Source organism: Ramlibacter sp. PS4R-6, assembly GCF_037572775.1.
In the GTDB taxonomy this organism is placed as follows: Bacteria; Pseudomonadota; Gammaproteobacteria; order Burkholderiales; family Burkholderiaceae_C; genus Ramlibacter.
In genome coordinates this window covers 320194-334098 of record NZ_JBBHKA010000001.1, presented here as the reverse complement: position 1 = coordinate 334098, position 13905 = coordinate 320194, and the positions used below count along the sequence as shown (strand labels likewise).

General features: G+C 70.4%; 16 protein-coding genes. 7 read left to right on the top strand and 9 right to left on the bottom strand.

Translation table 11 applies throughout. From position 1 onward, the window contains the following. The first annotated feature begins 1 nt into the window (after position 1). Positions 2 to 1729: a response regulator gene (locus WG903_RS01645; protein ID WP_340072449.1), complete on the top strand. Its 1728-nt coding sequence runs from the start codon at positions 2 to 4 to the stop codon at positions 1727 to 1729. On the opposite strand, the gene WG903_RS01640 is transcribed toward WG903_RS01645, so the two are convergent. The 3 genes from WG903_RS01640 to WG903_RS01630 form a co-directional block, all read right to left on the bottom strand. Next, positions 1726 to 2547, bottom strand: a complete 822-nt coding sequence (locus WG903_RS01640; RefSeq protein WP_340072448.1) for a class I SAM-dependent methyltransferase — start codon at positions 2545 to 2547, stop codon at positions 1726 to 1728. The genes WG903_RS01645 and WG903_RS01640 overlap by 4 nt on opposite strands. Before the next feature lie 43 nt (positions 2548 to 2590). Beyond that, positions 2591 to 3475, bottom strand: coding sequence for a hypothetical protein (locus WG903_RS01635; RefSeq protein ID WP_340072447.1), 885 nt, complete (start codon positions 3473 to 3475; stop codon positions 2591 to 2593). 75 nt (positions 3476 to 3550) lie between these two features. After that, positions 3551 to 4567 carry a hypothetical protein gene (locus WG903_RS01630; RefSeq protein ID WP_340072446.1) on the bottom strand — a complete coding sequence of 339 codons (1017 nt, stop codon included), beginning with the start codon at positions 4565 to 4567 and terminating at the stop codon, positions 3551 to 3553. A gap of 348 nt (positions 4568 to 4915) precedes the next feature. On the opposite strand from WG903_RS01630, the gene WG903_RS01625 reads away from it, so the two are divergent. Continuing rightward, positions 4916 to 5152, top strand: a complete 237-nt coding sequence (locus tag WG903_RS01625) for a hypothetical protein (RefSeq protein WP_340072445.1) — start codon at positions 4916 to 4918, stop codon at positions 5150 to 5152. On the opposite strand, the gene WG903_RS01620 is transcribed toward WG903_RS01625, so the two are convergent. From WG903_RS01620 to WG903_RS01600, 5 genes are all read right to left on the bottom strand, one after another. Then, positions 5141 to 5410 (bottom strand): hypothetical protein, encoded by a 270-nt coding sequence (locus tag WG903_RS01620; protein WP_340072444.1) that lies wholly within the window; start codon positions 5408 to 5410, stop codon positions 5141 to 5143. The two genes, WG903_RS01625 and WG903_RS01620, sit on opposite strands and share 12 nt — an antisense overlap. A 59-nt stretch (positions 5411 to 5469) precedes the next feature. Next, entirely contained in the window at positions 5470 to 5703 is a 234-nt protein-coding gene (locus WG903_RS01615) for a hypothetical protein (protein WP_340072443.1), read from the bottom strand. A gap of 63 nt (positions 5704 to 5766) precedes the next feature. Beyond that, positions 5767 to 6099, bottom strand: coding sequence for a hypothetical protein (locus WG903_RS01610; protein WP_340072442.1), 333 nt, complete (start codon positions 6097 to 6099; stop codon positions 5767 to 5769). After that, the gene (locus tag WG903_RS01605) at positions 6096 to 6899 is read right to left on the bottom strand and encodes a hypothetical protein (protein ID WP_340072441.1); all 804 of its coding nucleotides are present in this window, start codon (positions 6897 to 6899) and stop codon (positions 6096 to 6098) included. Before WG903_RS01605 ends, WG903_RS01610 begins: the two co-directional genes overlap by 4 nt. A 76-nt stretch (positions 6900 to 6975) precedes the next feature. Next, entirely contained in the window at positions 6976 to 7740 is a 765-nt protein-coding gene (locus WG903_RS01600) for a nuclear transport factor 2 family protein (RefSeq protein ID WP_340072440.1), read from the bottom strand. A gap of 104 nt (positions 7741 to 7844) precedes the next feature. On the opposite strand from WG903_RS01600, the gene WG903_RS01595 reads away from it, so the two are divergent. The 5 genes from WG903_RS01595 (at position 7845) to WG903_RS01575 (ending at position 13402) form a co-directional block, all read left to right on the top strand. Further along, positions 7845 to 8681 (top strand): helix-turn-helix transcriptional regulator, encoded by an 837-nt coding sequence (locus tag WG903_RS01595; RefSeq protein ID WP_340072439.1) that lies wholly within the window; start codon positions 7845 to 7847, stop codon positions 8679 to 8681. A 127-nt stretch (positions 8682 to 8808) separates the two neighbouring features. Further along, the gene (locus WG903_RS01590) at positions 8809 to 9300 is read left to right on the top strand and encodes an Lrp/AsnC family transcriptional regulator (protein ID WP_340072438.1); all 492 of its coding nucleotides are present in this window, start codon (positions 8809 to 8811) and stop codon (positions 9298 to 9300) included. Positions 9301 to 9413: 113 nt separating this feature from the next. Beyond that, a complete protein-coding gene (locus tag WG903_RS01585) occupies positions 9414 to 12119 on the top strand; it encodes a TonB-dependent receptor (protein WP_340072437.1) in 2706 nt (901 codons plus the stop codon). A gap of 82 nt (positions 12120 to 12201) precedes the next feature. Further along, complete coding sequence (locus WG903_RS01580; protein WP_340072436.1) at positions 12202 to 12681, top strand: VOC family protein; 480 nt, start codon at positions 12202 to 12204, stop codon at positions 12679 to 12681. 271 nt (positions 12682 to 12952) lie between these two features. Then, positions 12953 to 13402, top strand: coding sequence for a response regulator transcription factor (locus tag WG903_RS01575; RefSeq protein ID WP_340072435.1), 450 nt, complete (start codon positions 12953 to 12955; stop codon positions 13400 to 13402). Here the strand turns inward: WG903_RS01575 and WG903_RS01570 are convergent. Then, positions 13379 to 13819, bottom strand: a complete 441-nt coding sequence (locus tag WG903_RS01570) for a DUF7673 family protein (protein ID WP_340072434.1) — start codon at positions 13817 to 13819, stop codon at positions 13379 to 13381. The two genes, WG903_RS01575 and WG903_RS01570, sit on opposite strands and share 24 nt — an antisense overlap. Positions 13820 to 13905 lie beyond the last annotated feature (86 nt).

The following is a 13905-nucleotide window of genomic DNA, read 5'->3' as shown; positions in this document are numbered from 1 at the left end:
CATGGAAGACACCACAGCCTCGGGAATGCCGCTGCCGGACGCCGCATCGGTGCCCGTCAGCATCCTGATCGTCGACGACGAGCCGAAGAACCTCGCGGCGCTCGAATCCATCCTGGACGACCCGGGCTACCGCCTGGTGCGCGCCAGCTCCGGCGAGTCGGCCCTGCTGGCGATGATGGCCGAGGAGTTCGCGCTGCTGATCCTCGACGTGCGCATGCCGGGCATGTCGGGCTTCGAGGTGGCGCAGATGGTCAAGGAGCGGCGCAAGACCGCGCGCATCCCCATCATCTTCCTCACGGCCTACTACAACGAGGACCAGCACATCCTCGAAGGCTACGTGAGCGGCGCCGTGGACTACCTGAACAAGCCCGTCAACCCGGCGGTGCTGCGCAGCAAGGTCGCGGTGTTCGCCGAGCTGCACCGCAAGGGCCGCGCGCTGGAAACCGCCAACCGCCTGCTGCTCGGCGAGATCGCCGAGCGCCGCAACGCGCAGGACATGCTGAGCGAGCTGAACCGCACGCTGGACAGGCGCGTGCGCGACCGCACGGCCGAACTGCAGCAGAGCGAGGCGCGCCTGATGGAGGCGAACCGGCGCAAGGACGAATTCCTGGCGACGCTGGCGCACGAGCTGCGCAACCCGCTGGCACCCGTGCGCAACGCGGTGGAGATCCTCAAGCGCCAGGGCGGCGACGCCGACCGCGTGGCCTGGTCCACCCAGCTGATCGACCGGCAGGTCGCGGCGCTGGCGCGCCTCATCGACGACCTGATGGACGTCAGCCGCATCAACCAGGGCCGCATCGAGCTGCAGCGCGACAAGGTGTCTCTGGGCGACGTGCTGGGCGACGCGATCGAGACCGTGAAGCCGCTGGTGGAGGCGGCGCACCAGGACCTCGTGGTGCTGCTGCCCGACCACCAGCAGCTGGCCGTGGAGGCCGACCGCACGCGCCTGGCGCAGGCCTTCGTCAACCTCCTGAACAACGCCAGCAAGTACACCGACCCGGGCGGGCGCATCGAGGTCGGCGTGCACGTCGAGCGCGGCGCGGCCATGGTGACGGTGCGCGACAGCGGCATCGGCATCCCGCCCGACAAGCTCGATTCGGTGTTCGAGATGTTCTCGCAGGTGGAGTCGGCGCTGTCGCGTTCGCGCGGCGGCCTGGGCATCGGCCTGTCGCTGACGCAGCGCCTGGTGCAGATGCACGGCGGCAGCGTCAAGGCCCACAGCGAAGGGCTGGGCAAGGGCAGCCGCTTCCACGTGGAGCTGCCGCTGGCGCAGGGCGCCGATGCGGCCGCGCCGAAGGAGCGGCGCGAACAGGCGCGCGCCGAGGCGCTGCGCATCCTGGTGGCCGACGACAACGTCGACGCGGCGGAGACCCTGGCCACGCTGCTGCAGGTCATGGGCCACACCGTGGCGCAGGTGCACGACGGCGAAGCGGCTGCGACGGCCGCGGCGGCCGCGGAGTACGACCTGGTGATCCTCGACATCGGCATGCCGCGCCTGAACGGCTACGAGGCGTGCAAGCGCATCCGCGCGCAGGCCGGCGGGTCGCGCCCGGTGCTGGTGGCGCTCACCGGCTGGGGGCAGGAACAGGACCTGCAGCAGTCCCGCACCGCGGGCTTCGACCGCCACATGGTCAAGCCGGTCGACGCCGACGAACTGGAGAAGGTGCTGGCCGAGGTGAAGCCCCTGGGCGCCGCGCACCGCGCGACCGCCAAGCGCGACAGCCGCTAGCCGCGCGCGGAGCGCACCACGTGCGCCTGGATCGCGCCTTCGATGGGCCCGCGCCCGAAGCGCTGCTCCAGCGCCGCCACCGCGGCTTCCGTGGCGCGCGCCAGCGCGTCGGGGCCGTGCGCCTCGATGTCGCTGCGCAGCGGCGAGCCGTGGCAGTAGCCGGTGACCGCGTCGCGCGCGCGTGCGGCGCGGCTGCGATGCGCCACCGTCTCGACCTGCGCCGAGGGAAAGCCGCCGCGCGCGAGGTCGGCGCGGATCGTGTCCTTGTCGTGGTAGCCGTGCGGGCCCCGATGCATGAAACGCGGCGGGTTCTCCGGGAACAATTCATCCAGCGCGCCGCAGACCACGGTGATGAATTCGTTGGCCTCGATGCGATCCCACACGTTGAACAGGAGCGTGCCGCCGGGGCGCAGCACGCGCCGCGCCTCGGCGAAGGCCCGGGCCTTGTCGGGAAAGAACATGACGCCGAACTGGCAGGCGACGACGTCGAACGTTGCGTCCTCGAAGGGCAGCTGCATCGCGTCGGCCGGGCGCCACTGCACGGGCCGCGCGGTGCCGGCGTGCGCGGCCTCCTCGAGCATGGCGGGGTTGAGGTCGGTGGCGACGATGGCCACGTCGTCCGGCAGCTCGCGCGCGAGGCGCCGCGTGACGACGCCCGTGCCCGCGGCCAGCTCGAGAACCTTCGCCGGCCGCAGCGCCGCGGCGTCGCGTGCCATGTCGGCGGCGTAGGGCTCGAAGATCATGGGGACCATGAACCGCTCGTACAGCTGCGGGATCGAGCCCGCGAACACGCGGTCGGTGTCGGTGACGGTGGCCATGGCGCGCGAGTGTGCGCCCATCCGCCGCGAGGCGCCAGTGTGTTTACCAGCCCTTGGCGACGATGAAATCGCGGATGAGCTGGGCGGCGTAGGACGAGCCTTCCTGGCGGAAATGGATCTCGTCGTAGCGCAGCGACGAGGGCACGACGTCGTTGTTGTGGTCGATCACGTCCTGCGCGATGGCGGGGTTGTAGCGCGCGACGAGCGCGCTGCGCGCATCGAGGTAGAAGTTCGGGTAGGCCGCCTGCAGTTGCGCGTTGATCGACATCACGGTGTTGTATTCCGAGCCGCCGCGCAGGCCCGCGGGCCGGTCGGCGTTGAGCATCGAGACGATCACGATGCGGTTGCCGTTGGCCGGGGCCAGCTGGCTCACGATGGATGAGATGTCGCTCACGACATGGTCGATGCCGCCCAGCAGGAAGTTGTTGTGCCCGCACCAGATCACGTGGATCCACGAGCGCGTGCCGGCGTTCGATGTCGCACGGGCGGCCACCTGCTGCGAGGTCTGCGCGATCCCGCTGCCGTCGAACACCGTGCGGCCCGACACGATGGCCTGCAGGTTGGGCGAGACCGGAACCGTGATCGAGTCGCCCCACAGCGCGATGTTGGCCGACAGGCCCGCGGCGGGAGCCGGCGCCGGCGTCGGGGCGGGGGCCGGTGTGGGGGCGGGTGCGGGCGCCGGGGTCGGCGCCGGTGCAGGCGCGGGAGTTGGCGCGGGCGCCGGAGCAGGTGTGGGCGCGGGCGCAGGCGCAGGTGTCGGAGCGGGCGCAGGCGCAGGTGTCGGAGCGGGCGCGGGTGCGGGCGTGGGAGCCGGCGCGGGTGCTGGCGGGGCCGCGCCGATCGCGGGCGATTCGCCACCACCACCGCCGCCGCCGCAGCCGCTCAACGCCACAACCACCCACGCTGTCGCCGCTCGCCTGTCCATCATGCTCGATGCTCCGTGAAGGCGTCGAGACTACGGGCCGCATCGGCCGCGATCAATGGCTCTTTGGAGTGGGAACGCTCAATGCGCGAGCGGCAACGCGCCGGGCGCGGTGAAGTCGGGCACGCCGGGCACGCTCTCGGGCTGCTGCGACATCCACCACGGCCAGACGCTGGCTGCGCTTTCACGGTGGGCGGCGTCGGCCCGCTTCGACGAGCTCGTCACGGAGCCCACCAGGTAGAACGCGGCGAGCGCACGAGCGATCTCCTGCGCTGAGAAGGTCGCCGAGGCGCACAGCTCGGCGAGCGTGCGCGGCGCCTGCGCGAGTTCGCGCAGCACGAACAGCTGCGCGTCGTTGAACAGGCGGTAGCCCAGCAGCGGCGCGCGCTTGAGGTGGATGGGGGACTCGCGGTAGCGCGCGGGCAGCAGGTCGCGCTGCGTGCGGCCCGCGTACTCCCACAGCAAGCCCGCGATCGACTTGCGCGCGAAGTTGTCGGGCACGTAGCCCGCGGCGTCCGGGCGCGGCAGCCACGAGGCGCGCGCGAGGTCGCCGAGCGTCGCATCGGGCAGCACGCCGATGTCACCCTGCAGGTCGACCACGCCCACCAGCCGGTTGTCGCAGGTCAGGTGCCACACGCGGCTGCGGCGGCGGATGTTGGCCGCGTGCAGGGTCAACAGGTCGGCCAGCGCCAGCAGCATCGCGCGCGGGCGCAGCCATTGCGAGAACTTCGCCAGCAGGATGACCAGCGACGACACCGAGCTGAGCTCGAAGGTGCACGCGGGCTCGAAGTCCGCGTCGGCCAGCGGGCGCGAGAAGGCGACCGGCCGGTCGACCTCGGCCAGGCGCAGGCGCACGGAATCTTCGGCCGGCGAGGCAGCGGCGACGCACACTTCATCGGGGGCGAGCACATGCGTGCGCGCGCCGTTGATCATCCACGCGTCGGCGCCGGCGAACGGCGCCAGGACCCAGTGCACGCCGCCTACGGGCGCGAGTTCGAGTTGCGATTCGATCAGGCGGGTTTCGGCCGGCGTGAAGCCGACGAGTCCCAGGTAGAGGACCGGCCGGGCGGGCGGGGCGAAGAAAGGTAGGCGGCGCACGCGTGTTTCCCTGAGCAGGCGCGCCTATTGGCGCATGGGTGGCTCAGCGGTGGTGTAGGGACGCGGCTGACACATCTGTAGGACGCCGCATTGAAAGCAGAGTGCGACGGCCAAGGATCGGCTGTCGCCTACGACGGGGCCGCAGCCTGCTTGCTTCAATGCCTTCACCCCTCGGCAACATGATGGTGGACCCCATGTCGGACGGCGAAGTGCGTGGACGCGCGGCGGTGGGACATGGATCCCGCAGCGCGCTGGCGGAGATGAACCGCCGCGAGCGCAAGCCACAGCCCGCGCAGGTGCGCGTGGTCCACAAACGCAATGGGGGGCCATCGGGACAGAAACAACGCGATGAAGGAACGGGAACCCCAGGATCGGGCCGAAGCGGCCCCGCATGAGCGCGACGACGCGCGCGCCGCCGGCTTGCCGCGGCGCGAGCGGCGCTCGGCACACCGCGTCGCCGACGACCAGGGGAGCGGCCATGGCGCGCAGACGGCACTGGCCAAGCTCAAGATGATCGAGCGGCGGCGGCGGCTGGTGGGAGGTTCGCCGGGCGGCGAGGCGGATGCGAATCCCTCAGCGGGATGACGGGCGCTCGGTGCGCGGACCGGGCTTGCTGCTGCGATTGTCGTGCGCCTCGGTGCCGATGACGGCAATGGCGGCGGTCAGCCTTTCGTGCGCCACCTTGCGCAGCTGTGCGACTTCCTGGATGAGCTCGTTGGGCGGCGGCGCGGCCAACCCCTGCGCGTAGTTGGACCACGCCTCCTGGAGTCGTTGTTCGGCGCTGCGGGCGGCGCTGTCCGCGGAGCGCCAGGCCTCGAAGGCTTGGCCGGGCTTGGAATTCACCATCCAATGTTAATCAGATGTGTGAAGCTCAGCTGTAGGACGGAGCGCCGTCCGTGTAACTAGCGCGGGTGGTCCGCCTTGAGTTGCGCGCCCATGCGGGCGATGGCCTGGGCGAGCTTCGCGTTGGCTTGCGTGCGTGCGCGCGACACCTCGAGGAACAGTTTCTCGGGAGGGGCCGGGGACTCGTGGGCGAAGAAACCCTGCCACGCTTGCGCGAGCCGGGCTTCCTTGGCGCGCGCCTCGTTGTCTGCGGCGCGCCAAGCCTCGAATGCTTGTTGCGAGCGTTCCAACATGCGGTGGATGTTAAGGAGCGCTACATCGCGGCACTCGTAGGACGCGATGCCGCCGGGCCGTAGTCACGACCGGTAGCCCGCGCGCAGCCGGGTCTTCTTCACGTTGCCGTTCGCATCGAACAACACGACGAACTCCGTCGCGCCCCGCGTGCTGCGGTCGGCGCCCGGCCAGCGGTAGACCCACACTTCCCAGCCGCTGTCGAAGCGGATGACGTTGGCACGGCCGAGCGCCGCGGAAACCTGCTCGCGCGATTGGCCCGGGGACACGGACGCTTGCGCAGACGCCGGTGCCACCGCGCCGCGCATCACGCCGGGACCGGACTCGTCGATCGAACCCGGGCCGAGCAGCGCGCAGCCGCCGAGCAGGAGCGGCAGTGCGGCAAGCGCGGCCTTCACGGCGCGTCCTCCATGAACTCGAAGACCACGCGCGTGTCGTCGGGCCAGCTCGCGTCCCCCAGCGGCAGGAAGTAGGTGCGGTCCAGCATCACCTCGCAGTCGCAGAACGGCAGGTCGGCCTTGAGGCCCGGGTCGTCGCTTGCCTTCGCATACAGCTGGTCGATGGCGAGCACCTCGCGCCGCGTGCCGCTTTCGAGCGTTACCGAGAAGAGGGCGCGCTCGGCGAAGAACAGGTACTTGGAATTCTTCTGGCTGCAGTAGCGCGTGGGGCTGGTGAGCAGGTCCGAGATCGCCTGCGTCAGCGGGTTGGTGTTGGACACGAGGCTGGCCTGGATGCCCACGCGGCACTCCAGCCGCAGGTCGCCCAGGCGCCGCGTGTTCGCGGGCAGGCCCGGCGTGCGGACCTCAGTGCGCCACGTCATGGTGAGGCGCTTGCGGTTGGGCGATACCACCGCATCCTCGGCGATCGCCTTCGCATCGCGCGCCAGCGTGAAGGTGCGGTCGGGCGCGACCGCAACCGGATAGGCGAAGGTGTTGCCGACGACCTCCAGCTGGACGTCGTCCATGTTCGTGCCCGGCTTGCGCGGCAGGAGCTTGTAGCGCAGTTGCGCTTGGGGCGCGAACTCGGGCTTCAGGCGCTCGAAGAGGTCCATGCCCTCGACCATCTTGCGGTACGACTTCTCCACCGGCATCGAGCCGGAGACCGTGACCGACCCGAGCGAGGTGCCCGCGGGCTTGGGTTGCTGGGCCCCTGCCAGCAGGCTCACGCAGGCGAGCACCGAAACGGCGATGCGCTTCATGCCGCAAGCCTAGGCGGCGCGCGCCGCCGGCGCATCAGTGCGCGGCGGCGTTGCGTGTAGGAGTGCGGCGTACGCGTCAGAACTTGCCGTTGGCGTTCTTCCACCCGGCCCGCGGCGGGATCGCCTCGATGGTGTCCCAGTGCTCCGCGACCTTGCCGTCCTGCACGCGGAAGAGGTCGTAGAAGGACGAATGGCGGCCGGCGAAACTTCCTTCGCTCACGACCAGCACGAAGTCGCCTTCGCCCAGCACGCGGTGGATGCGCTCGTACGTCATGCTCACGCCGGCCTTGGCCATGGCCTCGAGCGCGGCGCCCAGCCCCGAGAGCCCGTCGGCGACCTGCGGGTTGTGCTGCAGGTAGCGGTCGCCGTCGAAGTAGCCCGCGAGCCGGTCCATGCGGCCGTGGACCAGGATGTCGTCGACGAATGCGCGCACCAGGCGCTTGTTGGCCTCGGTCTGCGCCAGGTCGCGCGCCTGCGCCGGGCCGTCGGTCATCGTGCGGCCGCTGGGGTTGGGCGCGGCGGGCTTGTCCTGCAGGTTGTCCCAGTGCTCGACGACCTTCCCGTCCTCGAAACGGAAGATGTCGAAGCCGATCTTCGGGCCGAAGAAGTCGTAGTCGGTGTGCGTGAAGACGAAGTCGCCGTCCTGGAACGCACGCACGGTGTTCACGCGCGCGGAACCGGGGGGCAGCTGCGCCATCAGGGCGCCGAAGCCCGCGAGGCCGTCCGCCGCCGCGAGGTTGTGCTGGATGTATCTGGACGGGTTGATCGCCGCGGCCGGCGCGGTTTCGCCGGTCTCGATGCCCTTGAGCAGGGCCAGCACTTGCTGTTTCGGTGAGGTCATGGTCATTTCCTTGGGTTGGTGTCCGGAATTGTCCCGACCGCCATTTACACGGCCAAGGTGAAGCTGCGCCAATCGATGGTCAAAACAAGGCGTAGACTGCCGGCATGCCCCGCCCGGCGCTGCAGGACGTCCGCTTCCACAACCCGCGCCTCGCACGCATCGGCGTCGAGGTGATGACGCTCGCCGAATTGCGCCGGCGCACCGGCGCGGCGCTCGGGGCGCCCGAACGCGTCGACTTCCTGATGCTGCTGCTGGTGCAGGCCGGGCGCGGGCAGCACAGCGTCGATTTCGCGCGCGTGCCGCTCGCGGCCGGGACGCTGCTCGTCGTGAAGCCGGGCCAGGTGCACCGCTGGCAACCCGAGCCCGCGCTCCAGGGCCGGTTGGTGCTGGTCGCGGGTGACGCCCTCGACGCCAAGTTGCTGGCGCTGCCGGACTGGCCGGCCACGGCCCGCCCGTCGCGCGCGCTCTTCCGCCACGCCCTGGCCACGGCCGCGCGCCTGCAGGCGGACCTCGACGCCTTTGCGGGCACCGACCTCGAAGCCGCTTTCATCCGCCACGAACTCATGGCCTTGCTCCTGCGCCTGGCGCGCGAGTGCCGGCCCGTTGCGCCCGCACCCGAAGGCAGCATCCACCGGCTGTTCCTGCGCGAACTCGAGGCCCACTTCCACCGCCGCCTGTCGGTCCTCGACTACGCCCGGCGGCTGGGCTATTCGGAAAGCACCGTGTCGCGCGCGTGCGTCGCCGCCACGGGGATCACCGCCAAGGAGGCGATCGACCGGCGCGTCGCCCTGGAAGCGCGGCGCCTGCTGGCGCACGGCGACGACAGCGTGGTGCAGGTGGCGCACCGCCTGGGGTTCTCCGAGCCGACCAACTTCGTCAAGTTCTTCCGGCGCACCTGCGGGTGCACGCCGCTGGCGTTCCGCAGCCGCGCGCGCGGCTGAAAACCGGCCTTTCCGGCGTTTCGTCGGCGCCGGCCGTCACTCGTCGGGATGGCCTTGCCGCCACCCGGGCCTCTGCCAACACTGCATCCTGAGGAAATCCCCCTCGCTACCTGCGAAGGATCCGCCCATGGACGCCAAGGATCGCCTGCTGCTGGCCTACCTGCAGCGCAACGCGCGCAGCACCGCGGTGGAACTGGCCGGCCGGCTGGGCCTGTCGCGCAGCTCGGTGCAGGCGCGCATCGCACGGCTCGAGCGCACCGGCGTGATCAGCGGCTACACGGTGATCCTGCGCCAGAAGCCCTCGCACGAGACGCTGCGTTCCTGGCTGCTGGTGACCATGGAGAAGGACGGCGATTCGGCGCAGCTGCTGGCGCGCATGCGCGAAATCCCCGGCATCGGCGCCATCTACCTGCTCACCGGCGAGCTCGACTTCATGGTCGAGGCCGTGGCGGCGACGCCACTGGCAATCGACGACGTGCGCAAGGAAGTGGCCCACCTGCCCGGCATCGCCGACATCCGCACCCACCTGGTGCTGCGCGCGTCGCTGCCCGACCCGGCCGTTTCCCTCTCGATGGTGGCGCGCTTCGACGAAGAGGAGGCCGACGAAATCGGCACCTGAGCGCATTCGCGCTTTCGCGCAATGCACATTTGGAGCCAAGGTGTAGTCCGCATTTTCCGGGGGTGGCGCGGGGCCTGTAATCCATCCGCCCAACTCAATACCCAGGAGAGCGGATGGAAACGAATCACACCCGGTTCAGGCGATCGGCCGTGGCGCGTGCGGCGCTGGCGGCCTTGTGCGGAGCAGGCAGCCTGCTGGCCGCGCACGCGCAATCGACGCTGGAGCGCGTCGAAATCACCGGCTCGGCCGTGCGCCGTGTCGACGCGGAGACGGCGCTGCCCGTCACCGTCATGAAGGTCGAGGAGCTGCGGCAGCAGGGCTTCACGACCGTCGAGGACATCATGCAGACCCTGCCGGGCAACCAGACCTCGCAGGGCACGGCCGGCTCGGTCGGCGCCTCGACCGGCGGCGGCGTGTTCGCCAACCTGCGCGGGCTCGGCGCCAACAAGACGCTGGTGCTGCTCAACGGCCGGCGCATCGTCAACCAGGCGGTGGGCGGCGTGGGCGGCGGCGGCGACAGCTCGGCGCCCGACCTCAACACCATCCCGCTCGCGGCGATCGAACGCATCGAGGTGCTGCGCGACGGCGCCTCGTCGCTGTACGGCACCGACGCCATCGGCGGCGTGATCAACTTCATCACGAAGAAGGACTTCCAGGGCGGCGAGGTGAGCGCGCAGTACTCGCACCCGCAACACCCGGGCGGCAAGGTCATGCAGGGCAACGCGGGCTTCGGCCGCGGCGACCTGGACAAGGACGGCTGGAACGTCTTCGGCTTCGTGGACATGCAGCACCAGGACGTGGTGACGACGCCGCAGCGCTCGTTCGCCTCGGCCGCCAAGACATCGCCCACCGGCTTCCCGGGCGCGTGGTCGCAGGGCGGCGCGTCGATCAGCCCGTTCGCGCCCGCCTGCGCCGAGAAGTGGCAGGCGCCCTCGGGCACGACCTGCGCGTACTACTACTGGAACTGGGTCGACCTCGTGCCGAAGACCGACCGCATCACCGCCATGCTCAAGGGCACGCTCAACCTCGGCGCGCACCAGGCCAGCCTGGAGTACACCGGGTCGCAAACCAAGGTGTGGACGAACTTCGCGCCCGTGCCCGAGGGCGCGCTCACCATGAACCCGAGCTCGCCGTTCTTCCCGGGCAACGGCGTCACGCCCTTGCCGCCGGCCGGCACGGTGTGGGACCCGACACAACCGATCCGCGTGCGCTGGCGCGCGGTGCCGGCGGGCCCGCGTTCGGAGCGCAACGATTCCGAGCAGCAGCGGCTGGTCGGCGCGCTCGAAGGCACGGTGTTCGGCTGGGATTACGCCACGGGCATCACATGGAACCAGGTGACGACGACGCGCAACCTGATCGGCGGCTACGTCGACGACAACCTGATCCGCGACGCGGTGGCCAACGGCACGCTCAACCCGTTCACGCCCACGCTGCCCGCCGACCAGCAGGCGATCGTGGCCAACGCGGTGCTGACCGGGCGCCTGTTCACGGCCAAGGGCGAAACCACGACGTGGGACGGCCGCGTGTCGCGCGAACTGGGCGACTGGTTCGGTGCGGGCCGCAAGGCGGCGCTCGGCCTGGGCGCGGAGCTGCGGCACGAGAAGTACACGCAATTCGCGAACACGGCCTATGCGTCGTCCGTGGTGTCCAGCACGGGCTTCGACCCGTTCACGGTCAACCAGGGCGCGCGCAGCGTCTGGGGCGTGTACGGCGAGTTGAACCTGCCGGTCACCAAGTCGCTGGAGGTCACGGGCTCGGTGCGTTACGACCACTACCCGGACTTCGGCAGCAGCACCAACCCGAAGGTCTCCTTCAAGTTCGCGCCCAGCGACAAGTGGGCGGTGCGCGGGTCGGCGAGCACGGGCTTCCGCGCGCCCTCGCTCTTCGAGCTGCATTCGTCGCAGGTGTTCACCAACACGGCGAACAACTGGAACGACCCGGCGCGCTGCCCGGGCGGCAACCCGATCCCCGGCGTCTCGCGCGCGGACAACTGCGCCGTGCAGTTCATGTCGCTCGTCGGCGGCAACACCGCGCTGCAGCCCGAGAAGTCGCGCGGCGCCACGCTCGGCTTCGTCCTGCAGCCCGTGCCCGCATTCGACGCGACGGTCGACTTCTGGTGGGTCCACCTGAAGAACTCCATCGGCGCACTGTCGGACGCCACGGTGTTCGGCGACCCGGCCACCTACGCCGCGCACATCGTGCGCGCGCCCGACGGCTCGCTCGCCACCGACGGCAGCCAGTGCAACACGGCGGCCAACCCCGGCCCGCAGTGCGGCTACGTGCTGCTGCTCAACGACAACCTCGGCGACATCAAGACGAGCGGCGTCGACCTGGCCGCCAACTTCCGCCTGCGCACGGGCCTGGGCAACTGGCTCTTCCGCCTGCACGAGACCTACGTCGCCAAGTTCCGCTACCAGACCGAGCGCGGCGGGCCGTGGTTCGACGGCGTCGGCCTGTACAGCGGCAACCCGTCCATCGCGGGCGGCGGGCCGGTGTTCCGCAACCAGTTCAGCGTCTCGGCGATGTGGAACATGGGCCAGTGGGGCGCGGGCGTGGTCACGCACTACAAGTCGGCCTACCTCGACCAGGACGTGGGGCAAACGGTGATCGACAAGGTCGGCGCCTACCAGACCTGGGACCTGTACGGTTCGTGGTCGTCGCCCGACAAGAAGCTGTCGGTCACGCTCGGGGTGAAGAACGTGTTCGACAAGAAGCCGCCGCACAGCGAGCAGGCCGCGACCTTCCAGGTCGGCTACGACCCGCGCTTCGCCGACCCGCTGCTGCGCACGTTCTACGTGCGGGGGACCTACCGCTTCTGAGCGCAGGCCCAGCTCATCCGGGGGCTCCGCAGGGAGCCCCTTCTTTTTTGAGAAGATGCGCGTCCCACCGATCGGAGGACACATGCCCGCCAAGAACACGGTCTGCATCTGGTACGACGGCGCGGCCCAGGAGGCCGCCGAGTTCTACGCGAAGACCTTTCCGGACAGCGCGGTGCAGCGCGTGACGCGTGCGCCAGGCGACTACCCGTCCGGCAAGGAAGGCGCGGTGCTCACGGTCGAATTCACCGTGATGGGCATCCCGTGCCTGGGCCTGAACGGCGGGCCGGAGTTCAAGCAGACAGAGGCCTTTTCATTCCAGGTGTCGACCGAGGACCAGGCCGAGACCGACCGCTTGTGGAACGCGATCGTGGGCAACGGCGGCCAGGAGAGCGCGTGCGGCTGGTGCAAGGACAAGTGGGGCGTGTCGTGGCAGATCACGCCGCGCATGCTGATGGACGCGATCTCCGGCCCCGACCGCGCGGCCGCCAAGCGCGTCTTCGAAGCGATGATGCCCATGGGCAAGATCGACATCGCCACGCTTGAGAAGGCGCGGCGCGGCTAGCCAAAAAAATGGCCGCCGTCGCCGGTGGCCATCGAAGTCCTCTCTCGGCGAGGACGTCTGGAGTGCCCATTGTTGGTTGCCGTGCACGCGTGCGCATGGCCACTTCGGGCCAACGCCCTGCGCCGTATTGGGGCATCGCGCGGCGGCGTGCGCGGATGCGCCGGCATTGCGACGGGGTGCGCCTGCGAAATGCCGGACTTGCAGCCCCGCGATCAATCGCGCGGGTGCATTTCATTGGACCGCGCGCGGCGCGCTCCCAACACTGGCTTGCATGGAGGAAACGGCAAGCGAGCGTTGGCACTCGCGCCTGTCGCGGCGCGAAGCGGAGGTGCTGCGCCTCGTGGCGAGCGGCGCGCGCAACAAGCACATCGCGAACGCGCTGGGCCTGAGCGTGCACACGGTCAAGCGCCACGTGGCGCGCACGATGACCAAGCTGCAGGTGCACTCGCGCGGCGAGGCGGCCTGCGTCTGGCATCGCGCCATGCGCGCCGAAGCGCAGCCCTGCTCACTGCGGGAGCTGACCGCGCGCGAACTGGACGTGCTGGCGCGCGTGGCCAACGGGGCGCGCAACGACGAGATCGCCGCGCAGCTGCAACTGAGCCCGAACACGGTCAAGCGCCACACGGCCAACATCCGCGAGAAGCTGGGCGTGCACAGCCGCGTGCACGCGGCGGCGTTGATGCAGGGATTGCTGCCGCTACTGGGCGCGGCAGGCGCGTAGCGCCGTCGCGATCCGGCGCGGGCCGCCCTTCACGTTCTCGGCGAGGTTGACACGCGCCCAGCGCCAGGCGTCGAGCACGTCCAGCATGGCGTCGGCGGTGCGCTGGTCCACCGTGCGCAGCACGCCCAGGGCGAGCGGCTTGTTGTTCCACACCGCCCCGATGAACTCGCCGATCTCGCGGCGGTGCGGCGTGTCGCCGTCCTCGACGGCGCGCAGCAGCCCGTCCAGCGCTTCGAGGCCGCGTTCGGTCGCGGCATGGGAGCCGTACTCCTCGGCCATCATGCGCGCGCGTTCGATCAGCGTGCGTTCGTGGTTGACGCGGGCACGGTCACCGCTGCCGGCCACGACCAGCACGGCTTCGATCTGCGCAAGGCGTGCGCGGTGCTGGCGTTCGCGGTCGTTGTGCGTCATCGGCATGGCGTCCCTCCGCACCGCCGTTGTACGCCCGCGCGCGCCCCGCCGCAAGGCGGGCGTCGTTCGCACGCGACGCGCGGTACGATCCG